Origin of the sequence: Streptomyces sp. NPDC127119 (assembly GCF_042677425.1) — a bacterium.
Classification (GTDB): Bacteria; Actinomycetota; Actinomycetes; order Streptomycetales; family Streptomycetaceae; genus Streptomyces.
In genome coordinates this window covers 66,484-89,982 of record NZ_JBHXTO010000006.1, presented here as the reverse complement: position 1 = coordinate 89,982, position 23,499 = coordinate 66,484, and the positions used below count along the sequence as shown (strand labels likewise).

Annotated in this window: 27 protein-coding genes and 1 pseudogene; 17 read left to right on the top strand and 11 right to left on the bottom strand. The window is 69.9% G+C overall.

The features are described 5' to 3' along the window. The first annotated feature begins 8 nt into the window (after positions 1-8). A complete protein-coding gene (locus ACFVH5_RS05020; RefSeq protein WP_385832223.1) occupies positions 9-1,205 on the top strand; it encodes a sensor histidine kinase in 1,197 nt (398 codons plus the stop codon). Beyond that, a complete protein-coding gene (locus ACFVH5_RS05015; RefSeq protein ID WP_385832130.1) occupies positions 1,202-1,885 on the top strand; it encodes a response regulator in 684 nt (227 codons plus the stop codon). The genes ACFVH5_RS05020 and ACFVH5_RS05015 overlap by 4 nt, the downstream gene beginning before the upstream one ends. A 25-nt stretch (positions 1,886-1,910) precedes the next feature. Here ACFVH5_RS05015 and ACFVH5_RS05010 read toward each other — a convergent pair whose 3' ends face one another. Then, entirely contained in the window at positions 1,911-2,624 is a 714-nt protein-coding gene (locus ACFVH5_RS05010) for a TetR/AcrR family transcriptional regulator C-terminal domain-containing protein (protein WP_385832129.1), read from the bottom strand. A 53-nt stretch (positions 2,625-2,677) separates the two neighbouring features. Between ACFVH5_RS05010 and ACFVH5_RS05005 the strand changes: the two genes are divergently transcribed. From ACFVH5_RS05005 to ACFVH5_RS04985, 5 genes are all read left to right on the top strand, one after another. Beyond that, positions 2,678-3,829, top strand: a complete 1,152-nt coding sequence (locus ACFVH5_RS05005) for a hypothetical protein (protein ID WP_385832127.1) — start codon at positions 2,678-2,680, stop codon at positions 3,827-3,829. Between the two features lie 11 nt (positions 3,830-3,840). Then, on the top strand, positions 3,841-4,401 hold the full coding sequence (locus ACFVH5_RS05000; RefSeq protein WP_385832126.1) for an ester cyclase: 561 nt from the start codon (positions 3,841-3,843) through the stop codon (positions 4,399-4,401). Positions 4,402-4,429: 28 nt separating this feature from the next. Then, on the top strand, positions 4,430-6,022 hold the full coding sequence (locus ACFVH5_RS04995) for a zinc-binding dehydrogenase (RefSeq protein ID WP_385832125.1): 1,593 nt from the start codon (positions 4,430-4,432) through the stop codon (positions 6,020-6,022). Beyond that, the gene (locus ACFVH5_RS04990; RefSeq protein ID WP_385832124.1) at positions 6,019-6,819 is read left to right on the top strand and encodes an MBL fold metallo-hydrolase; all 801 of its coding nucleotides are present in this window, start codon (positions 6,019-6,021) and stop codon (positions 6,817-6,819) included. The genes ACFVH5_RS04995 and ACFVH5_RS04990 overlap by 4 nt, the downstream gene beginning before the upstream one ends. A gap of 169 nt (positions 6,820-6,988) precedes the next feature. Continuing rightward, positions 6,989-8,251 carry a glycosyltransferase gene (locus ACFVH5_RS04985; RefSeq protein WP_385832122.1) on the top strand — a complete coding sequence of 421 codons (1,263 nt, stop codon included), beginning with the start codon at positions 6,989-6,991 and terminating at the stop codon, positions 8,249-8,251. Here ACFVH5_RS04985 and ACFVH5_RS04980 read toward each other — a convergent pair. The 3 genes from ACFVH5_RS04980 to ACFVH5_RS04970 all read right to left on the bottom strand — a co-directional run bounded on the left by ACFVH5_RS04980 (position 8,237) and on the right by ACFVH5_RS04970 (position 10,557). Beyond that, a complete protein-coding gene (locus ACFVH5_RS04980) occupies positions 8,237-8,608 on the bottom strand; it encodes a YybH family protein (RefSeq protein ID WP_385832120.1) in 372 nt (123 codons plus the stop codon). The genes ACFVH5_RS04985 and ACFVH5_RS04980 overlap by 15 nt on opposite strands. 91 nt (positions 8,609-8,699) lie before the next feature. Then, positions 8,700-9,416, bottom strand: coding sequence for an SDR family NAD(P)-dependent oxidoreductase (locus ACFVH5_RS04975; protein WP_385832118.1), 717 nt, complete (start codon positions 9,414-9,416; stop codon positions 8,700-8,702). Between the two features lie 220 nt (positions 9,417-9,636). Next, positions 9,637-10,557: a LysR family transcriptional regulator gene (locus ACFVH5_RS04970; protein ID WP_385832116.1), complete on the bottom strand. Its 921-nt coding sequence runs from the start codon at positions 10,555-10,557 to the stop codon at positions 9,637-9,639. 116 nt (positions 10,558-10,673) lie between these two features. Between ACFVH5_RS04970 and ACFVH5_RS04965 the strand changes: the two genes are divergently transcribed. Continuing rightward, positions 10,674-11,279, top strand: a complete 606-nt coding sequence (locus ACFVH5_RS04965; protein ID WP_385832114.1) for a GPP34 family phosphoprotein — start codon at positions 10,674-10,676, stop codon at positions 11,277-11,279. A 56-nt stretch (positions 11,280-11,335) separates the two neighbouring features. On the opposite strand, the gene ACFVH5_RS04960 is transcribed toward ACFVH5_RS04965, so the two are convergent. Next, the gene (locus ACFVH5_RS04960) at positions 11,336-12,004 is read right to left on the bottom strand and encodes a TetR/AcrR family transcriptional regulator (RefSeq protein WP_385832113.1); all 669 of its coding nucleotides are present in this window, start codon (positions 12,002-12,004) and stop codon (positions 11,336-11,338) included. A gap of 23 nt (positions 12,005-12,027) precedes the next feature. Then, entirely contained in the window at positions 12,028-12,501 is a 474-nt protein-coding gene (locus ACFVH5_RS04955) for a winged helix-turn-helix transcriptional regulator (protein WP_385832112.1), read from the bottom strand. Positions 12,502-12,614: 113 nt separating this feature from the next. On the opposite strand from ACFVH5_RS04955, the gene ACFVH5_RS04950 reads away from it, so the two are divergent. Further along, positions 12,615-13,112: a PaaI family thioesterase gene (locus ACFVH5_RS04950; RefSeq protein ID WP_385832110.1), complete on the top strand. Its 498-nt coding sequence runs from the start codon at positions 12,615-12,617 to the stop codon at positions 13,110-13,112. Between the two features lie 95 nt (positions 13,113-13,207). Here the strand turns inward: ACFVH5_RS04950 and ACFVH5_RS04945 are convergent, their stop codons facing one another. Continuing rightward, on the bottom strand, positions 13,208-13,831 hold the full coding sequence (locus tag ACFVH5_RS04945) for a CGNR zinc finger domain-containing protein (protein ID WP_385832108.1): 624 nt from the start codon (positions 13,829-13,831) through the stop codon (positions 13,208-13,210). Between the two features lie 126 nt (positions 13,832-13,957). Between ACFVH5_RS04945 and ACFVH5_RS04940 the strand changes: the two genes are divergently transcribed. Further along, the gene (locus tag ACFVH5_RS04940; protein ID WP_385832107.1) at positions 13,958-14,911 is read left to right on the top strand and encodes an alpha/beta fold hydrolase; all 954 of its coding nucleotides are present in this window, start codon (positions 13,958-13,960) and stop codon (positions 14,909-14,911) included. A 6-nt stretch (positions 14,912-14,917) separates the two neighbouring features. Here ACFVH5_RS04940 and ACFVH5_RS04935 read toward each other — a convergent pair whose 3' ends face one another. After that, positions 14,918-15,733 (bottom strand): PH domain-containing protein, encoded by an 816-nt coding sequence (locus ACFVH5_RS04935; protein ID WP_385832106.1) that lies wholly within the window; start codon positions 15,731-15,733, stop codon positions 14,918-14,920. A gap of 88 nt (positions 15,734-15,821) precedes the next feature. Next, positions 15,822-16,418, bottom strand: a complete 597-nt coding sequence (locus tag ACFVH5_RS04930; protein ID WP_384796960.1) for a TetR/AcrR family transcriptional regulator — start codon at positions 16,416-16,418, stop codon at positions 15,822-15,824. A gap of 128 nt (positions 16,419-16,546) precedes the next feature. Here ACFVH5_RS04930 and ACFVH5_RS04925 point away from each other — a divergent pair, with 128 nt between their 5' ends. Further along, complete coding sequence (locus ACFVH5_RS04925; protein ID WP_385832104.1) at positions 16,547-17,611, top strand: alpha/beta hydrolase family protein; 1,065 nt, start codon at positions 16,547-16,549, stop codon at positions 17,609-17,611. A gap of 247 nt (positions 17,612-17,858) precedes the next feature. On the opposite strand, the gene ACFVH5_RS04920 is transcribed toward ACFVH5_RS04925, so the two are convergent. Next, on the bottom strand, positions 17,859-17,990 hold the full coding sequence (locus ACFVH5_RS04920; RefSeq protein WP_385832102.1) for a hypothetical protein: 132 nt from the start codon (positions 17,988-17,990) through the stop codon (positions 17,859-17,861). Here ACFVH5_RS04920 and ACFVH5_RS04915 point away from each other — a divergent pair. Next, positions 17,989-18,282, top strand: coding sequence for a hypothetical protein (locus ACFVH5_RS04915; protein WP_385832101.1), 294 nt, complete (start codon positions 17,989-17,991; stop codon positions 18,280-18,282). The genes ACFVH5_RS04920 and ACFVH5_RS04915 overlap by 2 nt on opposite strands. Positions 18,283-18,355: 73 nt before the next feature. Here ACFVH5_RS04915 and ACFVH5_RS04910 read toward each other — a convergent pair. Further along, positions 18,356-18,523: pseudogene (locus tag ACFVH5_RS04910) on the bottom strand (LLM class F420-dependent oxidoreductase); the annotation flags it as partial. 492 nt (positions 18,524-19,015) lie between these two features. On the opposite strand from ACFVH5_RS04910, the gene ACFVH5_RS04905 reads away from it, so the two are divergent. The 5 genes from ACFVH5_RS04905 to ACFVH5_RS04885 all read left to right on the top strand — a co-directional run bounded on the left by ACFVH5_RS04905 (position 19,016) and on the right by ACFVH5_RS04885 (position 23,053). Further along, the gene (locus ACFVH5_RS04905; protein ID WP_385832099.1) at positions 19,016-19,882 is read left to right on the top strand and encodes an ABC transporter permease; all 867 of its coding nucleotides are present in this window, start codon (positions 19,016-19,018) and stop codon (positions 19,880-19,882) included. Between the two features lie 155 nt (positions 19,883-20,037). Further along, positions 20,038-21,093: an ABC transporter substrate-binding protein gene (locus ACFVH5_RS04900; protein ID WP_385832098.1), complete on the top strand. Its 1,056-nt coding sequence runs from the start codon at positions 20,038-20,040 to the stop codon at positions 21,091-21,093. Next, positions 21,080-21,901, top strand: a complete 822-nt coding sequence (locus tag ACFVH5_RS04895; protein ID WP_385832097.1) for an ABC transporter ATP-binding protein — start codon at positions 21,080-21,082, stop codon at positions 21,899-21,901. Before ACFVH5_RS04900 ends, ACFVH5_RS04895 begins: the two co-directional genes overlap by 14 nt. A gap of 191 nt (positions 21,902-22,092) precedes the next feature. Beyond that, positions 22,093-22,641 carry a hypothetical protein gene (locus tag ACFVH5_RS04890; protein WP_385832095.1) on the top strand — a complete coding sequence of 183 codons (549 nt, stop codon included), beginning with the start codon at positions 22,093-22,095 and terminating at the stop codon, positions 22,639-22,641. 52 nt (positions 22,642-22,693) lie between these two features. Continuing rightward, positions 22,694-23,053, top strand: a complete 360-nt coding sequence (locus ACFVH5_RS04885) for an ATP-binding cassette domain-containing protein (RefSeq protein ID WP_385832221.1) — start codon at positions 22,694-22,696, stop codon at positions 23,051-23,053. The last annotated feature ends 446 nt before the right edge of the window (positions 23,054-23,499 follow it).

Below are 23,499 nucleotides of genomic sequence, written 5' to 3'. Positions count from 1 at the left end.
GGAGCATGATGAGCACAAGCTGGCAGCGCCTGACCACGACCCGTCCCGGAGCCGTCGAGGCCGTGACGCTGACCCTGCTCTTCGTCTTCACCGTCTCCGGCGTCGTCCTCACCCGGACGGTCGCGACCGAACCGCCGCGCGTATGGCCCGGCGTCGTCCTGTCCGCCGTGGCCTGCGGTGTACTGCCCTGGCGCCGGAGCCACCCTCTCAAGACCCTCGCCGTCACCCTTGTGTGCACCGTGGGCCAAGGAGCGCTCGGTTATCTGCTGACGCCTCTGCTGATGGGACCGCTGCTGGTCGCCCAGTACGCGACGAGTGTGCGCGTCCGCCGCACGATCACCTGGCGCAGCGCCCTGACCGGCGCGGCCTGCATGGTCGTCACGGGTCTGTTCTTCACCTCGGTCCACGACTCGCTGATCCTCGCCGTCGTGAACCCGGCGGCCTGGGTCCTGCTGTCCGCGGCCTTCGGCGGCTACATCCGGCTGCGCCGTGACTACGCGGTGGCCCGGGCCGAGCACATCGCCCACGAACGCGAGGAGGAGGCACGGCACCGGGTGGTGCAGGAGCGCATGCGCATCGCCCGCGAACTGCACGACGTGGTGGCCCACCATCTGACCCTGGCCAGCGCCCAGGCAGGCACCGCGGCCCACCTCTCCCGCACCCACCCGGAGCAGGCCTTCCAGATCATCGACCAGCTGGCGGAGACCACCGCCGCGGCGCTGGACGAACTCAAGGCGGCCGTGGGCCTGCTGCGCCAGGACACCGACGACGGCGACGACCTGGCCCCCGCGCCGGGGCTGGGCCAACTGCCCCACCTCGTCGAAGCGTGCGCGGCGGCCGGACTGGAGGTCACCGTCACGATCGAGGGCCCGGCCCGTCCACTGGCCCCCGGCGTGGACCTGACGTGCTACCGGATCATCCAGGAGGCACTCACCAACGTCACCAAGCACGCCGCGACCCACGCCGCTCGGGTCCGGCTCGCCTACACACCGCACCGGCTGACCCTGACCGTCACCAACGAAGCGGCTCCCGGCAGACCCGTACCACCACCGCCCGGCAGCGCACGCGGTTTCGGCCTGCTCGGTATGCGCGAGCGCGCCACGGCGGCGGGGGGCACCTTCCACGCCGGGCCGCGCCCGCAGGGTGGCTTCGAGGTCAGCTGCGCCGTTCCGCTCGCCGGCAAGCCAGAAAGTCCCTCCCCATGACCATTCGTGTACTGCTCGCCGACGACCAGGCCCTGCTCCGCGCGACCTTCCGCATCCTCATCGAGTCGGTCCCCGACATGACCGTCGTGGCGGAGGCCGCCGACGGACAGGAGGCCGTCGACCTCGCGGAGACCCACCGCCCCGATGTCCTCCTCATGGACATCCGCATGCCGAATCTGGACGGAGTGTCCGCCACCGCGGCCATCTGCGACCGGCCGGAGCTGTCGGCGACCCGCGTCCTCGTCCTCACCACCTTCGAGAACGACGAGAACGTCGCCAAGGCGCTGCGCGCCGGTGCCAGCGGGTTTCTCGGCAAGGGCGTGAGCCCCGAGGTCCTGCTGTCCGGCATCCGCACCGTGGCGGCCGGGGAGGCGCTGCTCTCGCCCAGTGCCACGCGCTCACTCATCATCCGCTTCCTGGCCGCCCCGCGGAACGACGCCTTCCCCGCGCTGCCCGACATCCTCAAGGCCCTGACCGAACGGGAGCGCGAGGTCATGGCGCTGGCCGCGCACGGCAGGTCCAACGCGGAGATCGCCGATCAACTCGTCCTGAGCCCGCTGACCGTACGCAGCCACATCCAGCGGGCCATGAACAAACTCCACGCCCACGACCGCGCACAACTCGTCGTGATCGCCTATCACAGCGGCCTGGTGAAACCGCCTTCGCAGCCGCACTCCTGACACGCGGGAGTCAGAGCGAGCACGGTCATGACCGGCCGCCGTCGCCGACCTTCCTCGTGACGGCGGTGACGATCAGATCGAGCGCGTACTCGAACTCCTCGTCGTGACTGAACCGTGCCAGGTGCGGAGCCGCTTCGACGAGCACGGGCAGGCCCGAGGCTTCCAGGTCCCGTCGGCGTGCCGCCGTGGCCTCGGGGCCGACCACCCCGAAGGTCGGACCCGCCGCGACCTCCCGCAGCAGAGTTCCGATGACCGAGGCCAGCAGCGTCCTGAGCAGGTGCACCGCCTCGTCGGGTCCGCACCCGGCGGCGCGCAGCACCGACAGCACCGTGGCGACGGGCTGCAGACCGGCCGAGGACGAGAGCTGCCGGGTGAGTACGAGGGCTCCGGCGCGGGGATGCGCGAGCGTGGCGGCGCGGAACGTCCTCCCGATGGCGCGCAGATCCGCGTCGAGCGAGCCCGTCGGCTCCGGGAGCGCCACCTTGACCAGGATGTGTTCGGCGACGGCGTCGAGGAGGTGGTCCTTGCCGTCGACGTAGTTGTAGAGACTCTTCGCGTCGACTCCCAGGCGTCGGGCCACGGTTCGCATGCTGACACCCTCGACGCCCTCCTCGTCGATGACCGAGATCGCGGCCCCGATGACGGCGTCCCTGGTCAGCGTTCCGGCACCTTTACGAGGCCGGCCGCGCCGGGGCGGGGTTCCGGGCTGCTGGTCGGCGGGCGCTGTCCGAATCGTCACCCCTTCATCATGCCTCATCCTTGCGGAAATCCACGGTGTGGAATATAACCGTGATGCGTAATACCCACGACGTGGAATTTAACCCGATGGAGACCGGCATGCAGCCCTTTCCGTGGAACACGGCGAACGTGGTCGACCTGCCGGACGTCGGCACCCCGGTCGACTCACTCACCGATCCGAGCCGCATACCGGGCGGGCCGGGCGCACGTCTGGCCGCGGCCCGCACCGAAGGAGTCAGGTTCAAGCGCGAGTTCGCGACGACGGGTACGCCGGACAGCATCACCACCTGCGATCTGGTCACCCTGCCCTACCCGACGAGGTTCGGCCTCTTCCGTGCCTCGCGAGCCGTCGCACCGTTCCTGTCGATCACCAACCGCATGCTCGTCATCCGCTGGCACGAGACCGACGGCCGGGCCCGGGTGCTGCTGTTCGAGCCCAGTGACGTCGAACTCGGCCAGTACACCCCGTACTTCGACCGGCTCAGCCGGCGGACGCCCGCCCCCGTGGCCCGTTTGATGCTGACCCGGTACGCCACGGTCCTGGAGCATCTCGCCACGCTGGGCATCGCACCGCAGGACGTCGACTACCTGTTGTTCGACCACCTCCACACGCAGGATCTCCGGCGCTGGGTGGGCACGACGGCGTACCAGGAGGACCTCGGCGGTCGCCCGGAGGCGGCCTTCCCGAACGCCAAGGTCATCGTGCAGCGCGACGAACTCGCCGGCATGGCCGAACTGCATCCGCTGCAGAAGCCCTGGTACCAGCCCGCCTCCTACCGTGACGTACCGCCCGAGGCGTTCCTGCCGATCGAGGGCTCGGTCGTCCTCGGCCCCGGCGTCGCCGTGGTGAAGACACCGGGCCATGTGTTCGGCAACCAGAGCCTGGTCGTCAACACCTCCACCGGCATCTGGGTCAGCAGCGAGAACGTCATCGCGGCCGAATGCCTGACACCGGAACACTCGAAGCTGCCGGGGCTGGCCAGGTGGAGCCGCGAGTGGGAGTACGAGGCCGTCCTCAACGCCAACACCATCGAGACCACCGCCGACCAGTACAACTCGGTCGTCCTGGAGAAGACGCTGGCCGATCCGAGTCAGAAGGACCCGCGATTCCTGCAGTTCTTCCCGTCCAGCGAGCTGACAGGCGCCTGGACGAACCCCGGCACCACACCGACGTTCAGCCATCACGCCCTCACCCACACCCGTTAGAGAGCCCGACCATGAACCGCTTCGTGCTGCCCGACGAGTCCGTGCTCCGCGCCCGGGAGACACTCGTCCTCGACCACTTCCGCGACGAGGTGGCCCAGGACTGGGACGCCACCCTGTCCACCTTCCCGCACCCGCACTACGAACTCATCGCGCAGATGAAGGTGCACCACGGCGACGCGGATGTCCGCGCGTACTACGACGACACACGTGTCGCCTTTCCCGACCAGCGCCACGAGATCATCGCGTTCCGGCACAGCGTCGACGCCGTCATCGTGGAGTTCTGGCTGCTCGGCACACACCTCGGACCCCTCGGCAAGATACCGCCGACGGGCGGCGAGCACCGTACGCGCATGAACGCGTTCTTCGTCTTCGACGAGAACGAGAACCTCGTCACCGAGCGCATCTACTTCGACCAACTGACCATCCTGAAGCAACTGGTGGCGGGCGTCGACAAACGCAAACCGAGCGGCCTGCTCAAGCTGGCCCGCATCGTCAGGGGAGTCCTGTCCATGGCGGGCGGCACACCGGATCCGCGGCTCGTCGAGACCACCCCGCCCGACTTCGTCAAGTGATCCGCCACCGAACGCAGGAGGTTCGACCATGACCATGCGCGCGCTCATCGGCGGCAAGGGACAGGACTGGACCGTCGAGCGGATCGACCTCCCCGAGCAACTGGGGGCCATCCGCGTCCAGGTGATGGCCGCCGGACTGAACCGTGCCGACCTGTACGCCCTCGACGGCACGTACACCGCCAACTCCCAGGGGGAGGGCCCGTTCACCGCCGGAATGGAGATCGCGGGCGTCGTCGAGACCAGCAGCCTGCTCGCACCCCGACTCCCCGTGGGGACAAGGGTCATGGGCATCACGGCGGGCGCGTTCGCCGACTACGCCCTGTGCCACCCGCGCATGCTCGTCCCCATACCCGACGGCCTCGGCTTCGAGGAGGCGGCGACGCTGCCCGTCGGCCTCATCACCGAGCATGACGCGCTCTTCACCCAGGCGGGGTTCGAGCCCGGGCACTCGGTACTCGTCGTCGGCGGCACCAGCTCGGTCGGCCTGGTCGGCATCCAGCTCGCGAAGGCCCTCGGGGCGGGCACGGTCGTCGCGACCACGACCAGCAAGGACAAGACCGCCGTCCTCCTGGCGGCGGGCGCCGACATCGCGGTCGACACCCGCACCGAGTCCCTCGCCGACGCAGTCCTCGCCGCCACCGGCGGCAAGGGCGCCGACATCACGCTCGACCACGTCGGCGGAGACCTGTTCACGACCCTCGCGTCCGCGACCACCGTCGGCGGAACGATCGTCAGCATCGGACGCCTGGCAGGCGCCAGTACCGGCATCGACCTGGACACCCTCGCGTTCCGACGGCAGAAGCTGATCGGCACGACGTTCAGCATCCGCAGCCGGGCCGAACTCGGCGATGTCGTCGCCGCGTTGTACGAGGAGGTGCTGCCCGCGGTCGCGGACGGCAGGATCACTCCGCGTCTCGACACGGTCTTCCCCGCCGAGCGCGCGAAGGACGCAGCCGACCTGCTCCGCGCCGACGGCGCCACGGGCAAGGTCGTACTGTCCTTCGCCGACGCCCACACCGGCCCCGTACCCGCACCCACCGCCACGGCGAACATGTTCGGCAGCATCGCCCAGATCGGTTACGTCGTACGGGACATCGAGGCGTCCATGCGCGACTTCGCCGCCTGCGGAATCGGCCCCTGGTTCCACCTCAAGGGCGTCCGGCCCGCCGACTTCACCTACCGGGGCCGGCCCTCCGACATGGCCATGGACGTCGCGCTGGCCAACAGCGGTGACATCCAGCTCGAACTCATCACCCCCGTCAACGACGCCCCGTCGATGTACCGCGACTTCCTGGACGCCGGACACGAGGGCGTCCAGCACGTCGCGTACTGGAGCGAGAACTACCAGGACCTGTACGACCGCGCGCTCGCCGCGGGCTTCACCGTCGGGCAGGAGGGCCGGATCGGCGACGACGGGCGCTTCGCCTACCTGGAGACCGGACACCACCCCGGCACCGTGATCGAGCTCTCCGACCTCGGCGGCAGCAAGAAACTCGTCTTCGACCTGATCAGGACGGCCGCCGCCCACTGGGACGGCAGTCACCCGGTTCAACGCGTCGACGCCGCCCTCATCGACGGCGGCCCCTCGGCCATGGCCGGGATGATGGAGGCTCTCGGATGAAGGTCCACCACCTCAACTGCGGGACGATGCGCCTGCCGGGCGCCCCGCTCGTCTGCCACGTCCTGGCCGTCGAGACGGGCAAGGGGCTGGTCCTGGTCGACTCGGGCTTCGGGACGCAGGACATCGCCGAACCGGCCCGTCGCCTCGGCGGCATACGCCGCATCGTCCGCCCTGCCCTCGACCCCCACGAGACCGCGCTGCACCAGATACGGCAGCTCGGCTTCCGGGCGGAGGACGTCACCCACATCGTGGTGACCCACTTCGACCTGGACCACATCGGAGGCCTCGCCGACTTCCCGGACGCGCAGGTCCACGTCACGGCGGCGGAAGCACACGGGGCCCTGTCACCATCCACCCGACTGGAGAAGAGCAGATATCGATCCACGCAACTCTCCCACCACCCGAAGCTGGTCCGGCACGACCCGACCGGAGAACAGTGGCGGGGATTCGCCGCCGCCGAGCAGCTCACCGGGATCGACGACGGCATCGTGCTGGTGCCGATGCCGGGCCACACCAGAGGCCACGCCGCGGTCGCGGTCGACGCCGGCGACCACTGGGTCCTGCACTGCGGAGACGCGTTCTACCACCCGGGCACACTCGACGGCACGACCCACGTCCCGGCCGCACTCCGGATCCAGGAACGCCTGGTCGCCCACGACATCAAGGCCCTGAGAGCCAACCAGACCCGCCTCGCCGACCTCCACAAGGACGCCGAGGCCGACCTGACAGTGGTCTGCGCCCACGATCCGACCCTGTTCAACGCTGCCCGCGCCCGCGGCGGGGGCGCGAGCATGTAACGCGTGCCTGCCGGGTCGGTGAGTTGAACGAAGGAGGGGTGGCCCCGGGGCGGGGGGCACCCCTCAGCCCGTTGGGTCATCGGTCGTTGATGCGATAGTTGCACACAGGTGTGACATCGCACTCGTGAGTAATCAGGGGCTGAAGGCGTTGCTGGGGCAGGGGTACTGAATGCGTGTGGTGTTGGCGGCCTATGACTCGCGCGGTGGGGTCGAACCGCTTGTGGCGCTCGCCGTTGAACTGCGGGGGCTCGGTGCGGACGTGTGCGTATGCGCGCCGCCCGACGAGGAGTTCGCGGAGCGGCTGGCCGGGGTCGGTGTGGAGATGGTGCCGACCGGGCAGTCGGTGCGCCGGTTGGTGACGGGCAGGATCCCGCCGACGGCCGGGGGAGTCCCCAAGCGCGCGGCCGAGTTGGTCGCCGCCTTCCACGACAACGTCATGGCGGCGGGCACGGGGGCCGATGTGCTGGTGGCGACCGGCCTCGTACCGGCCGTGGCAGGTGTGAAGTCGGCCGCCGAGACACTGGGCATCCGGTACGTGTACGCGAGTTACCAGCCGGTCAGCCTGCCCTCACCCCACCACCGGCCCATTCCGCGGCCGGGCAAGCCGCTGGCGGCGGACGTGACCGACAACCAGGCGCTGTGGGACCAGGACGCCCTCGACGCGCAAGCCGTGTTCGGCGAGGCGATCAACACCCACCGGGTGTCGGTCGGTCTGCCGCCCGTCGGCAACGTCCGCGACCATGTCTTCACCGACCGTCCGTGGCTGGCCTCCGACCCGGTCCTGGCCCCGTGGCAGCAGCCGTCGGACCTGGAGGTGGTGCAGACCGGCGCGTGGCTCGTGCCGGACGAACGCCCGGTCCCCGAACCGCTGTTGGCCTTCCTGGATGCCGGGGAGCCGCCGGTGTACGTGGGCTTCGGCAGCGTTCCCATGGGTGATCCGGTGGAGGTCGCGCGGGTGACCGTGGAAGCGGTCCGTGCGCAGGGCCGTCGCGTGATCGTCTCCCACGGCTGGGGCGGCCTGGCCCCGGTCGACGGCCAGGACGACTGCTTCGTCGTCGGTGAGGCCAACCATCAGGCACTGTTCGGCCGGGTGGCCGCCGTCGTCCACCACGGCGGCGCGGGTACGACCACCACTGCTACCTGGTCCGGCGCACCTCAGGTGGTGGTGCCCCAGGGTGGTGACCAGCCGTATTTCGCCGCCCGTGTGGCCGAGTTGGGCATCGGTGCGGCCCACGACGGTCCTGCCCCGACCGTCGAGTCCCTGTCAGCCGCGCTCAGGACGGCCCTGGCCCCCGAGACACGGGTACGGGCCACCGCCGTGGCCGGTGCGATCCGCACCGACGGGGCGGCGGTGGCCGCCAGGCTTCTGCTGGCCGACAGCGACCGAGCAACAGTTCCCGGTCGGCAGCAAACCGGCTCAACTGGGCTGTGAGACCTGGTAGTAGCTGATCTGCCAGTCCTCCTCTCCGCGCCGCACCAGCACACCGAGGTTGACGCCGAGTGTGGGGCGGTCCGTGAACGAGAAGTCGACGCTCAGGTAGCCGAGCACGAGGTCGTCGGCGGGGCGCCGGGTTTCGAGGATCCGGTACTCGGCCGTCAGCCCGAGGGGCTGGGACGCGTAGTAGGCGGCGACGCCCGGCCTTCCGACGCTGTGGGGGTGCAGCCCCTGAAAGACCGCGTCCTCGGTGAACTGCGCGGCCACCTGCTGCGGTTCGTGCTGGTCGACGGCTGCCTTCCACCGGTCGAGCACACCTCGCAGGATCGCTTCACTGTCTGTCATGTCGCTCATCGGAGTTCTCCTGTCGCCGGGGCCGGGCTCGCTGCAGTGGGGGCGTGGCGTGCCGGGGTGGGGCGTGGTGGGGCGGGTCGGTCTCGGAGGGTCAGTGGCCCGCGCTCATGCCGCCGTCGACGTGCAGGATCTCGCCCGTGACGAACGGGGCGTTCTCCAGGTACAGCACCGCGTCGACGATGTCGCTCTCCTCGCCGAGTCGGCCGACCGGCTGCAGGGTGGCGAGGGCCGCATGACTGCCCTCGGGGTGCATCGGGGTCTTGACGGTGCCCGGGGAGACCACGTTGCTGCGGATGCCGCGGGTCGCGTACTCGATGGCGAGGGACTTGGTCGCGGACTGCAGCCCGCCCTTGGTCAACGAGGCGAGCACGGAGGGGACCCTGGAGTCCGCGTTGTCGACCAGGCTGGTGGTGATGTTGACGATGTGGCCGCCGCTGCCCTGGGCGAGCATGTGCTCGACGGCCAGTTGGGTGATGCGGAAGAAGCCGGTCAGGTTCACACCGGTCACGGTGGCGTAGTCGTCGGCGGTGTAGTCGGTGAAGGGCTTGGCGACGAAGAGACCGGCGTTGTTCACGAGGGTGTCGATACGTCCGAACTGCTGGACGCCGGCGGCGATGACGCGCTCGGCGGTCGCGGGATCGGCGATGTCACCCCGCACGGTCACGACGCCCGCGTCATCGGAGAGTTCGATGCTGCGTGAGGTGGCGACGACGGCGTATCCGAGCTTGCGGTACGCGTCGACGAGGGCCGCGCCGATGCCCTGCGAAGCACCGGTGATGACGGCGACCTTCTGGTTCTGGGAGCTCATGATGACCTTCTTCGGGATGAGGTGGTTTCTCGTCCGATCCACTAGCCGACCGGTCGACTATCTGGAATGTAGGCCGCTCCGAGAGGGGAGTCAAAGGTCGAGGGGGCCCTGGTCAGGACCGGTTTCCTAGCTGTTGGTAGGCGCAGCCTTCCAGCGCATGTCAGCGGTACAGCTGCATGGCGGCCGACCTGGCGGCGGAGAAGCCCCGAGCTGATGCGCTCTAGCGGTGCGGGTCACCTTCGGGCAGCCAGGCGTCAGGGACGTGGAGGCCGAGGTCGCCCACGCCGTCGCAGAGCGCGTCCACGAGGGCGAGTACCGCGGGACGGTCCTCGTCCTCGCGGCGGACCAGGGACCAGGTCCAGTGGATCTCCGGCGTGACGACCGGACGCCGGACCAGATCGGTCGGCAGGGGAGTGGTCTGTCCCTTGGGCGAGTTGATGACCGGACGGTCGCTGCGGCGCACATGGTCGAAGAATGCGGGCCCGGTGATACCGCCGTCGGTGATGCGTACCGCACGGGCCCCGGTGTCCCGTGCCAGCAGTTCGGCGTAGGTGTTCCAGGACGACCAGGAGGTGGTGTCGTCGTCGAGGAGGACGGCGGTGTCCCGGGCCGTCACGCTGCTCGTCATGTCTCCGGTGGAGACGGCGTAGAGACGGTCGGCGCCGATCAGCCGGGCGTGCAGGCCACGTCGTTCCAGGTCCTCGGTCCTGACCCAGCAGACGGCGAGGTCCAGGCTGCCGTCGGTGACCCGGGCGGCCTGCGTGTGCGAGGGCGCGATCCACGCGTCGAGGTGCAGTCGGGCCACCGCTGCGGCGCGCGTGGTCAGGTCGGGAGGCAGCCAGTTGACGTAGCCGAGCCGTACGGGCTCCGATCCGGCCAGCCGTCCGGCGCGCCGCTGGAGGTCACCGGCTCGTTCCAGCAGGGCGCGGATGTGCGGGAGCAGGTCCGAACCGGCCGGGGTGAGGGACACCGAGCGGCGGTCGCGGTCGAACAGCCGCACACCCAGGTCGCGTTCGAGGGCCTTGATCTGCTGGGACAGGGAGGGCCCCGCGATCAGCAGGCGCTCGGCGGCCCGGCCGAAGTTCAGTTCCTCGGCGACCGCGACGAAGTACCGCAGTTGGCGCAGCTCCATGCCCGTCATGCTACGTGGGTGAGAGGTCACGCCTCCCGGTCGGCGGGAGCCTAAGGTGATGATGTCGGGACCGACATCTCTGACACCGGTACCTCCGACGCAGATGCCTCTGACATGGAGCTCGCATGACCACACCGCGCGATTTGTTGATCATCACCATGGACGTGGCGTCCAGCAGTCCCGTCGGACAGGGGGACCTGTCGCTGGCCCTCGCGGGAGCCGAACTGATCGATCTCGGCAAGGCCCAGGCCCTCACTCTGGACGACGACCGCATCGTGCCCGGCCCGCAGGGAGCGTCCGGGGACCGCCTGTTGGACGAGGCCGCTTCGGCGCTGACCCGCGAGGCGCCGTACGAGACGGTCGAGGACTGGCTGTGGCGGCGGGGCCGTGGTCTGTCCTCCGCCTATCTCGACGTCCTGGGCGAGGAAGGGGGGACCACTCGCCCGCGCCACCAGTGGATCCCGTTCCGGAGCGACGCCACGACGTTGACCGACTCACCGGCCCGTCGCCGGGCGGCCGACCGCTGGACGTCCGGCGAACCCGTTCTCGCCTTCCTCGCGGCGGCCGTGGGCGTCCACGAGGAACCGGCCGAAGACGCCGCGACCCTCGTCGACGACACGGTGGTGACCGTGCTGGCCGCGGTCAACGACGCGGTGCGGGAACTGGAGGCCGTACGGCAGCGCCGGAGCATCGAGAACGCGGCCTTCGACAACATCTGGCGCGGCCAGTGACGAAGAGGTGACGAGACCTCAGGTGGCCGCCGCGGCCAGGTGTCCTCCGGCGGGAGTCAGCCTCCGACCGTGACCTCACCGACCGTGGCTTCACGGACGGTCGCTTCACCGGTCGCGCGGCCACCGAGCAGGGCCAGGCAGTTCGTCCACAGCGACCCGAGGTGTCGGGTGTTGTTGTAGAGCTTGGCGAACAGCACCTGCCCCTCCAACTGCGCGACCACCGAGCGCGCGGCCTCCCGGGTGTCGGTGACGGTGACCTCCTGGCGGGCGAGGGCCTCGGCGATGACCGCGTCGACCATCTCGACCTGGGCCTCGAAGATCTCCTGCAGTCGCGCGCGGACGGACTCCGTCTGGTTGCTCATCTCCAGCGTGAGGTTCCCGAACAGGCACCCCGACACGCTGCCGCAGCCCTCCTGCCCGGCGAGCTGTCCGGCCTCGGTCTCCTCGAACAGCCGGCGCAGCCGGTCCAGTGGGTCGGCGTCGGCGCCGCTGTCGGTGTCAGCGCTCAGGATGCGCTCCCAGGTGCGCTGCTGGCCGGTCCAGTGCTCATCGATCACGGCCAGCGCGAGCGCTTCCTTGGATTCGAAGAAGTAGTAGAAGCTGCCCTTGGGCACCCCGGCCGCCTTGCATATCTCGGCCACACCCAGGGCCGAGTAACCGCGCAGCCCGATGAGTGACTGGGCGGCGCTGAGGATCTTCACCCTGGCATCGCTGGTCCGTCCCATACGGCGAGTGTACGACCGGTCGTCTACTGCCTGCCGACGGGCCGTGCGGCGGGCCCCGGGCGGGTACGTGCCTCCTGGGGGCGTAGGGGGCCGTGGCTGTGACCACAGTTGACGACCGTGTGTACGGGTTCGCCGCAGTCAGCATGGAAGACGTCGAGCGGTGGCCCCTCAGGGTCGGCGGTGTACCGGTCTCCCCATCCCTTGAGGGCGAGCATGACGGGCCACAGGTCCCAGCCCTTCTTCGTGAGCCGGTACTCGTTGCGGGTACGCCGGCCGGACTCCTGGTAGGGAACGCTGTCCAGGATTCCCGCTCCGACCAGCTTGCGCAGCCGGTCCGCGAGCACCGCGTCCGAGAGGCCGATGTGCCGCCGGAAGTCGTCGAAGCGCCGGACCCCGTTCATGGCGTCCCGGAGCACAAGCAGCGACCATTTCTCGCCGATCACGTCCAGTGTTCGCTGGACCGTGCAGTTCTCGGTGCTGACCTCGACCCACTCCATGGGACGACCCTAGGCCAGCTTCGCCATTGACAGCCAGAGGGCGGACTGGCTAGCTTCGATAAAAATAGTCAGCCGGGGAAGCGTCCGGGAAAATGACTGGTGGAGAAGGGGTCATGGACAGAACGCGTACGTTCACCTGGGAGGATCCGGCCGTCTCGGCGAGCGCCGTGGGAAAGGCCACCGGCCTGGACTTCCTGCGCGACATCGTCGCCGGACGCCTGCCCGCCCCGCCCATCGCCGCCGCCCTGGGCTTCGCCCTGGAGGAGGTCGAGCCGGGCCGGGCCGTCTTCGTCCTGGAGCCGGGCGAGGAGCACTACAACCCGATCGGCAGCGTCCATGGCGGTGTCTACGCCACGCTGCTCGACTCGGCGGCCGGCTGTGCCGTCCAGTCGTTGCTGCCCGAGGGCATGGCGTACACCTCGCTCGACCTCTCCTTGAAGTTCCTGCGCCCGATCACCGTGGACACGGGCAAGGTCCGCGCTGTCGGCACCGTCCTGAACAGTGGCCGCCGTACCGCCCTCGCGCAGGCGGAACTCCTCGACTCCACCGACCGGTTGCTCGCCCACGCCACCAGCAGCTGCCTGCTCTTCCCCCTGCCGACGGCCGGCTGATCGCGCCGGCGTGGCGAGCGGGGTGGGCTCGTCCGGCCGGGTCCGTGCGGCGTGCGGGGCCGGCGATCGGCTCCGCTTTTGGCTGCGGCCTCGGCTCAGGCCCCGCCCCTTGCCGCCTTCAGGTTGGCCTTCTTCATCTTGTTTCCGCAGGTTGCCATGGAGCACCACCGGCGTCGTCCGCCGCGGCTGGTGTCCATGAAGAGCCCACCGCAGGTGGGCTGCTCGCACCGCTTGATCACGCCGTCGCGGTGGCCGCCGAGCGTCGCGACGGCGTCCAGGGCGACGACGGCGAGCGCGGCGCGCGCGGGGTCGGTGTCCGGGAGATGCCACTGCGCCCGTCCGCCGGTGAGAGTGAGCCGCGCCCGGTGACGTGCGGTCCAGCGGTTGAGCAGTTCCTCGTCCGCCGGTTCCGGCGTGCCGTCCACTGCGGCGGCACTCCCTGCCCGGTGAATGGCCTCGCGCAGCTCGCGGGCGTCCCGCAGGAGTGCGTCGGAGACCGGCATGTCCGTGCCGCCGAGGTCATTGGCCGTGCACCACGCCCGCAGCTGTTCCGGGGTGGTGATCCGTTCCAGTGGCTCGGCCCGCCGCTCCCCGAGCGTGGCGACGAAGCGGAACGCGAGGATCTCGTTGCCGAGCCGGAACTCCTGCGGGCTGCGCCGCGCAGGGGTCGCGGAATGGGCCGCGGTAGGGGTGCCTCGGGCGGCGGGTGAACCGGTCATGGTGGTTCATGGTAGCCGCTCCGCCGAAGGGAGGCCAACGTTTGACATGGGTCTGGCGAACCGGTTTAAGTGGTTCGCGAGAACCAGTTGGAGGGGTTCTGTCCCGCATCCCCGAGGAGAACGCCCATGACCGCGACGACCCACCGCCCACTCGCCGGATTCGGCACCGTGAGCGGAGTTCCATGGCTTCCCGAGGGCTTCACCGACGTCTTCGAGAGCTCCCTCGTGCACGTCGGCGAGGTGGAGCTGCACACCGTCCAGGGAGGCGCCGGACAACCCCTCCTGCTCGTCGGAGGCTGGCCGCAGAACTGGTACGTGTGGCGCTTCGTCATGCCGCGTCTGGCCGAACACTTCCGTGTCGTCGCGGTCGACCCGCGCGGCGTCGGACGGTCCGACAAGCCGCACGGGGGATACGACACGGGCACCGTGGCCGCCGAACTCGTAACCCTCATGCGGGTGTTGGGCCACGACCGTTTCGCCATGGCCGGACACGACGTCGGCATGTGGATCGGCTACGCCCTCGCCGCGGACCACGGCGACGCGGTCGAACGCCTCGCCCTGCTCGACGCCACCATCCCCGGACTCGCGCCCGCCCTGCCCGTCTTCGGCCCCGAGGCGCAGAACGACATGCTGTGGCACTTCGCCTTCAACCGAAAACGATCCGTCAACGAACAACTCGTCCGCGGCCGTGAACACATCTATTACGGCGACCAGTTCCGTCACAAGGCCGTGCGGCCGCTGCCGGACTCGGCGGTCGACTTCTACGTCGAGACCATCGCCCGCGACCCCGAAGCGCTGCGCGCCAGCTTCGACCACTACCGGGCCACCGACGACAACATCGCCCAGAACGAACGCCGTAAGCAGCATCCGCTCACCATGCCGGTCCTCGGTGTCGCGGGGGCCCGCGGGCAGGGCGACCGTCTGGAAGCCCTGCTGGCCCGTGTGACCGAGCGGCTCGACAGCGTCGTCCTGCCCGACTGCGGTCACTACGTACCGGAAGAACGCCCCGACGCCCTCCTGGAACACCTGCTCCCGTTCCTTCTCCGGACTCCCGGCCTTCTCCGGGCTCCCGAGGCCTGATCCGCGTCAGCCGCTGCTGCTCCGACGGCTGCGGTACGAGGCCGTCGCGGCGAGTACGAAGATCAGGGGCGCCCCCACCCCCATGACCAGGAACGGTGTCAGGACCGACGCCAGCCACTCCGGCAGGTCGACGAAGAGGGGCAGCAGCATCAGTACGGTCAGCGGGATGAACGCCAGCATCACGGCGGCGAATCCCATCATGAAGGCCGCCTGACGGGCGTCGCGCCGGTCGATGAGGAAGGCGGCCTGCGGGTCGGGGACCCAGTCCTCGCCGCGCAACTCCTCCCAGGCGCCGATCAGCAGTTGCAGTTCGCGTTCGACGTTCACGTGCAGGTCGTCGACGAACGGCAGCAGGACCTTGCTGCCGTCCCGGCCGTAGGCGTGCACCAGGACGTTGGCCGCACCGCTCTGTACCGCCGAAGCGGGATTGAGCTCCGCCCTGATGTCCTGGATGTCCTCCCATGCCAGCCGTCGGCGCTTGGCCATGCCGCGTACGTGGATCGCCTTGATGTCCACGGCGGTCCGGCAGCGGAGGGTGGCGTAGAAGAGCCACCCCATCAGGGCCACCCATGCCAGGAGGAAGGGGTACCGGAGCGAGGCGGACAGGTCGTCGGCGCTCCACAGGGGCAGTACCAGGGTCAGTGTGCCGACGGCGATCACCCAGAGGAACGCGTGTTTGCGGGACCGTCTCATCCGGTACTCGCGCGGCAATCGTTCGTACTCCACGGCCACCCCCGGCTCGCCCCGCCGGTCGACACCCCACTGCCGACCCATGATGTGCGCACCATGGTGATGTCCCAACTCCGTGGTGTCCAGAGTCATTTGGGAAGTCGTGACAGCCTTCGGGGGATGCCGTGACGTCCTTGTGGCGAGCGGGTCGGCGCGGGAGCCGGCGCGGGGACGGTCCGGCTCAGGTCTGCCGAGGTTGCCGCAGCCCCAGGAGCAGCAGCTCGATCAGCCGCCGCGGGTCGTAGCGCGGGTCGCTGTCCCGTCCGATGCAGAGGTTGCCGATGCCGCGCATCAGCTCGTAGGGCTGTGTGCCGGGCCTGATGTCCCCGGAGTCGACCGCGGCCGTGAGCAGTTCCGTGCAGACGGGTCCCAGGCGGTCGAGGAAGTAGGTGTGCAGCGCGGTGAAGCGGCTGCTGTCCGACTGGAGGGCGTCGGCGAGTCCGTGCTTGGTCACCAGGAAGTCGACGAAGAGGTCGATCCACTGGCGGAGGGCGTCGAACGGCGAATCGGCCTCGGCCAGCAGTCGCGGACCGGCCTCCGCGCATGCCTCGATCTGGTGGCGGTAGACGGCGGTGACGAGGTCCGCCCGGGTCGGGAAGTGGCGGTAGATCGTTCCCATCCCGACCCCGGCCTTGGCCGCGATCTGGCGGATCGGCGCGTCGACGCCCGAGGTGACGAAGACCTCGGCGGCGGCGGCGAGCAGCGTCTGCTGGTTGCGCACCGCGTCGGCCCGTTTGTTGCGGGCCGTCGCCTTTCCGGCGGGGTTCTCGGTGGACACCAGGCTTCCTTCCGGCTGCGGTTGACAAAGCGGAGCGCTGTTCCGAATACTATGTGGAGCAACGTTCCGGTTCAGGTTAGCCGAGACCGGACATGCCTGACCACCCGACCAGAAGGGAACCGCTGATCATGAGTGCGTACACCCACACCGACACGGACAGCGACACCAGCAGTGACATAGCCGGGGACATCGGCAGTGACATCGGGGCGGAGGCCGGGACCGAGGCCGGGGCGCAGGCCGCGAAGGGCACGGCCGCCGTCCTCGGCTCACCCGCGCCCGTCCTCTCGTACAGCCCGGTGGTGCTGTCCGTGCCCGGACGGCCCGTGGACCTCCAGGTGCGTGTCTCCGCGCCGGCGACCGGCACCGATCTGCCCGTGATCCTCCTCTCCCACGGTCACGGAGGCTCGAACCATCTCTCCTCGTTGCACGGATACGCGCCGCTCGCCGACTTCTGGGCGGCGCACGGGTTCGTGGTCCTGCAGCCGACCCATCTCAGCTCCAGGACGCTGAGTGACGTGCTCGCCGGCGTCCCCGGCGGACCCTTCTTCTGGCGCTCGCGTGCCCAGGACATGACGGACATCCTCGACCGGCTCGATGTGATCGAGGCCGCCGTGCCGCAACTGGCGGGGCGGATCGACCACGGGAAGGTCGCGGTCGCGGGTCACTCGCTGGGCGGCTTCACCGCCGGTCTGTTGCTGGGGGCCCGCGTCACCGACCCCGACTCCGGGGAGGAGGTGGACCTCGCCGAACCCCGTATCAAGGCAGGTGTGCTGCTGGCCGCTCCCGGCAGGGGTGGTGACGTGCTGAACGGCCCCATGGCCAAGGCGATCCCGTTCTTCAAGGTGGTCGACTTCTCCACGATGACCACACCCGCGCTGGTCGTCGCGGGAGACAAGGACGACTCGCGGCACTTCACGGACATGGGGCCGGACTGGCACGTGGACCCGTACACCCTCGCGCCCGGCCCCAAGACCCTGCTCACCCTCTTCGACGCCGAACACGGGCTCGGTGGGATCGCCGGGTACGACGTCGCCGAGACCACGGACGAGAACCCGGAGCGGGTCGCCGCGGTCGGACGGCTCACCGCGGCCTACCTCCGTACGCGGTTCCATCCCGGCGACGACGCGTGGCAGACGACGCGGGAGGCGCTGACGACCGGCGCGAAGCCGTTGGGCCGGGTCGAATCCAAATAGGCCGCCGAGCGATTCTCCGAGTGATCCTCCCGGGGCTCCGCCGCGACGGCTTCGGGGGAGTCATGGCTCGCTCCCTGGGCACCCGGCCTCCGCACGATGGCCGGTCCGACCGCGAGCAGGAGATGTCATGACGGAGAACGACAGCGACCGCGAAGCACATCGCCGTTGCAAGGTGTGCGGCAGCAGGCCCGCCGTGCACGACACCGTGTGCGAACACTGCAGAGCCGTACTCGAACTCCCGGATCCGTCAGGTCTGGTCGAGGACCAGGGAGCGGCGGTACGGCGTGACTTCGAACAGCGTGCCGGTCGGCCGGGAACCGGGGGAACGCAGGCCGATGACCGGTGAATCGGGGAGCATCGGGGGTACACGGCCCGGCATGGCACCGAAGAAAGATCACTCCATGTCCCTGAGGGCCGTGCGGCAGCTGCACCGGATGCGCACCTTCTACGCCGCCGCCGTCCTGCTGTGGGCCGCGTCGGCCGCCTGGGTGGGCTGGCAGCATCCAGGGAGCCGACAGATGTGGGTGTCCGCGCTCTTCATGCTGGTGTTCACGGGTCTGCTGGCCGTGACGTCTCTGTGGCTGCGACGCCTGCAGAGCACGGGCGCGGACAAGCCCGCGCACCACGCCGCTCCGCGCGGGACGGCCGCGCGCCGTCACGTCAACGCTTGAACTGTGTGTGCCTGAACCGTACGGGTTCGAACCGTGCACGCATGAACAGTGGACGCCCGACGTCTTCTCGGGTGTTCGCCGGTTCCCCGAGCAGTTTCCCGTTCCAGGTGCGCCGCCGGTCCGACTGCCCGGCCGGGTCCGTCGACGTGAACACCACCTCCGTCGCCCCGGCCTCGCGGTAGCGGCGCACCTCGGCGGCGGCGGTCTCCCCGTCGTCGCGGACGGCCAGGTCGACCGCGCGTGTCCGGTCGGCGCTGCCCGTCTTCAGCAACTGGCGCACTGCGGTGAGGAGTTCGCGGAGCCGGCCGCTGGGGCGCTCGTACGGGATGCCGAGGGCCGCCTCCCGGACCACGCGGAGCGCAGTCGAGCCTTCTGAGCCTCCTGCGCGAGCCGCCTTGCGGCCGTACCCGCGACGGCACTTGGTCCCAGGTATTGGGACACCTCTTGGTGAAGTGCCGTGGCTGCTGTACAAATGGGCCCCATGAATCACGAACCGCTGGTGCGACGCCTGGTCATCGACCTGTGCCGACGCCCCGTTTCGTGTTGTTCGCGTTGTGCATGTTGTTGATTCCGCGTTTCTGACGCGCCCCGCCGTCCGGTGATGTGCCCGGCGGCGGCCTCCGCAGTCCGCTCTCCCGCACCCCGGTGCGTTCTCTGAGCCATCCCGGCCCCGGCCGCCCTCGACGACCGCTCATCTTCCTGCGCCCCTGGCGCCCATGGAGGCCCCGTCCCCATGTCCACCATCCCCTCCCTGCCCCCGACCGACCTGGCTCCGCCGCCCGACGAACCGCCTGTGCGGCGACGGCGTCGCGGCACGGCCCGCGTACGCCACATCGCCCTGCCCTTCGGCTCGCTCCTGCTGTTCCTCCTCCTGTGGCAACTGCTGGCGGCGAGCGGCACCTGGAGCGAGACACTCGTCCCGCCGCCGGCCAAGGTCTGGAGGGCGTTCATCGACGTGTCCACGACCCACGACGGCGTACGCGGCTACAACGGCACCACCCTCATCGAGCACCTCGGCATCAGCCTGCGGCGCATCGCGCTCGGCGCCGGCATCGGCATCGCGCTCGGGGTGGTCTTCGGGCTCGTCATGGGCACCGTCGGCTGGGTCCGTTCGCTCTTCGAGCCCTGGATCACCTTCCTGCGGACCCTGCCGCCGCTGGCATACTTCTCGCTGCTCATCATCTGGCTGGGCATCAACGAGGAACCCAAGATCACACTGCTGGCCGTGGCGGCCTTCCCGCCGGTGGCGGTCTCCACCACCACCGCGGTGACCGCCGTCTCGCAGAGCCTGATCGAGGCGGCCCGTGCCCTAGGCGGATCCCGGTGGGACGTTGTCAAGGACGTCATCGTGCCGTCCGCCCTGCCGGAGACACTGACCGGCATCCGGCTGGCCGTGGGCGTCGCCTACTCCTCCCTCGTCGCAGCCGAACTGGTCAACGGACTGCCCGGCATCGGCGGCATGGTCAAGGACGCCGCCAACTACAACAACACCCCGGTGGTGCTCGTCGGCATCATCGCCATCGGGATATCCGGACTCGTCATCGACGGCCTGCTGCTCCGGCTGGAGCGCGCTGTCGTGCCCTGGCGCGGACACGTCTAGGGGGCTTCCTCCGGCGGAGTTCCGCCGGCAGTCCCCGGCCCGCTTCTCCTCCCAACTCCCGTATCGAGACTCCGACTCCCGTATCCCGACTCGGACTCCCGACTCCTTTCTCCCGTCTCCTGTCCCTTGCCTCCCCTTACAGAAACGGCCCCACCATGTCTCGCTCCACCCCGCACGGCCCATCCCGACGCCTGCTGCTCGCCGGCGCCCTGGCAGCGGTGACCGCGGCGGCCACCGGCTGCTCCTCGGACAGCGAGGCATCCTCCTCCGGCGGTTCCAAGCGGCTGCGCATCGGCTACTTCGCCTTCCCCAGCGGCGACCTGCTCGTGAAGAACAAGAAACTGCTGGAGAAGGAGCTGCCTGACTACAAGATCACCTGGATCAAGTTCGACTCCGGCGCCAGCGTCAACCAGGCCTTCCTCGGCAAGTCCCTGGACATCGCCGCGCTGGGCTCCAGCCCCTTCGCCCGCGGGATCTCCGGGAGTTCGCCGATCCCGTACAAGGTCGCGTTCGTTCTCGACGTGGCGGGTGAGAACGAGGCTCTGGTGGCCCGTAAGGACGCCGGTATATCCGATGTCGCCGGTCTCAAGGGGAAGACGGTCGCCACCCCCTTCGCCTCGACCTCGCACTACAGCCTGCTGGCGGCGCTGGAGACGGCCGGGCTCAAGACGTCCGACGTCAAGCTGGTCGACCTGCAACCGCAGGCGATCATCGCCGCCTGGCAGCGGGGTGACATCGACGCGGCCTACGTCTGGCTGCCGACCCTGGACGAGCTGCGCAAGACCGGCACCCAGCTCACCAGCAGCAAGGAGATCGGTGCGGCGGGCAAGCCGACCCTCGACCTGGCCGTCGTGTCCGACGAACTCATCTCCAGGGACCCGAAGGCGATCGACACCTGGCGGAAGGTCGAGGCACAGGCCCTGAGCCTGCTCAAGTCCGACCCCGACGGCTCGGTCAAGGCCGTCGCCGCCGAGCTGGGCATCAGCGCGGCGGACGCCAAGGCCCAGCTCGCACAAGGGGTGTTCCTCGCTCCGGACGAGGTCGCCTCCGCCGACTGGCTGGGCACCGAAGGCAGTCCGGGCAAACTGCTGGGCTATGTCACCGACACCGCCGAGTTCCTGGCCGGCCAGAAGCAGATCGATGCCGCGCCGTCCCAGGACGCTGTCCGCAAGGCCTTCTATCTGAAGGGACTTCCCGATGTCCTCAAGTGACACGGTGAGCAAGGGAGTTGAGACCGTGGGTGCCGAGCGGGCGGGGTCCGTCCGGCTCGACCACGTCACCCACCGGTACGGCCGGGGCGGCGAGACGGTCACGGCCGTCGGGCCGGTCGATCTGACCGTCCCTGCGGGGGAGTTCCTGGTCCTTGTTGGCGCGTCCGGCTGCGGCAAGAGCACACTGTTGCGGCTGATCGCCGGGTTCGAGCAGCCCACCCAGGGCTCGGTGCGCGTCTCCGGCGCCGCGCCGCGGCCGGGCGAAACGGCGGGCGTGGTGTTCCAGACGCCTCGGCTGTTCCCCTGGCGGACGGTGCAGGGAAACATCGACCTCGCGCTGCGGTACGCGGGGGTCGACCGTGCCCAATGGCCGAAGCGGCGGGCGGAGTTGCTGGCCCGCGTCGGTCTCGAAGGCACGGGGAAGCGGCGTGTGTGGGAGATCTCCGGCGGCCAGCAGCAGCGCGTCGCCATCGCCCGAGCCCTCGCCGCCGAGAACCCGCTGTTCCTGCTCGACGAGCCGTTCGCGGCACTGGACGCACTCACGCGCGAACGGCTCCAGGAGGACGTCCGACAGGTGACGGCCGAGACGGGACGGACCACGGTGTTCGTCACCCACTCCGCCGACGAGGCGGTGTTCCTCGGCTCCCGCATCGTGGTCCTCACCAAGAGCCCCGGCACCGTGGCCCTTGACCTGCCGATCACCCTCCCGCGAGGTGCCGTCGACGCGGACGAACTGCGCGAGTCGAGCGAGTTCGCCGACCTGCGCGCGCAGGTGGCCCACGCGGTCAAGTCGGCCGCCGCGGCCTGATGCTTAGCTCCACACCCGCCGGCCGTCCACAGGGCCGGCCGGCGGGAAGCCGGATCCCCGCCTCGGGCCGCGGCCTCGTAACGCGTCACCCGTGCCGCGCCACCCGTAAGGTGTCACTGGCAATGCGTCACTCATGAGGTGCCAAAAGCCGGTGCGTGTACGTCAGTTGTGCGCCGTTTACACTCTCGCCCATGATCTCTCTGGACGATCCGCGCTGGCCCGCCCTCGACCACCGGGGCTGGTCCGAAGGACGGGGTGCGCCGGACGCGCCCTTCGTCCCGGACGAGTTGCGGCAACTGGTGGCGGATCCCACGAACGGTGAGCGTTTCAGCGACCTGTGGCCCTACCTGTGTTCCGAGGGAACCGCCTGGCCGGCCGCCTACGCCGCCGTGCCCCACCTCGTCACCCTCGCGCGCGGCCTGCTGGCGGCCCGGACCGAGCGCGACGACTACCTGTACGTCGTCGGCCTCGTGGCCATCTGCTCCGGCGACCTCGGAGAGGTCCCCGACGACCTGCCCGACGACATCGCGGACGCCTACCGACAGGCCCTCCCCGAAGCACTGGGGCTTTTGGCCGAGACGCTGGCCACGGCGGAGCACGACCAGATCTCGACCCGCTATCTGCTCGCCGCCATGGCCGCCCTCAAGGGCCACCCCGAATACGCCGAGATACTCAACGAACTCGACGTCTACGCCGAGTGCCAGTCCTGCGGCGAGCCCATGCTGGAACTCCCGGAATAGCCGGGGCTCTGGCGGCGCACACAGCGGTGGAGCGCCTGCGGTCCAGAGGCCCCTGAAGCGAGGTGCTCAGGGCCGAGCCCGCCCTGCTACGGCGCGAGGGCTCGGCTACCGCCGGCACACCGTCGGCTTCGTCTGGCAGCAGGCGGGACGCAATCTGCTGCCCGTATCTGACGGCTCTGGAGAACGTGGCGCTGCCGATGAAGTACGTGCGGGTGCCGCGGCGCACGCGGGCCGCGCGCGCCGCCGAACTCCTCGATGTACTCGGTGTCGCGTACTGCCGCGACCGGGGCGTCCCGCCGAACTCTCCGGCGGTGAACAGCAGCGCGTGGCCGTCGTGCTCGCCACGGCCAGCGCGCCCCGGGTGCTGCTCGCCGACGAACCCACGGGCGAACTCGACGCCGCGAGCGGCTAGGAGGTCTTCGCGGCACTGCGCCGCGTCAACGCGGAACGTGGCGCCACCACCCTCGTCGTCGTCCACGACCCCCTCGCCTCCGGACAGGTCCGCCGCACGGTTCGCAGTCGCGACGGTCGTACGTCGACGGAGACCCGCGCGGGCCCGGCGGCTGGGGCGCCGAGTAGTGCACCGTCCTGGGCCGCACGGGGCGCCTCCCTCCAGCTGACCCGGGACCACGTGGAGCGTTACGGTCCGCGTGGTCGCGTCCGTCTGGCGGCGGAATCGGACCGTGTGGGTGTCTGGCCCGACCGGGCCCGGTGCGGGACCCGTCACTCGACCGACTCCGACTCCGACTCCGTCCCCGATTCCTCGGTGTGAGCGCCGCCGCGTCGGCGGAAACCCGGATGCGGGTGAGGTGGGCACACGCCTAGGCTCGCGTGCGAGGTGGCGACCACGCGCGTTGC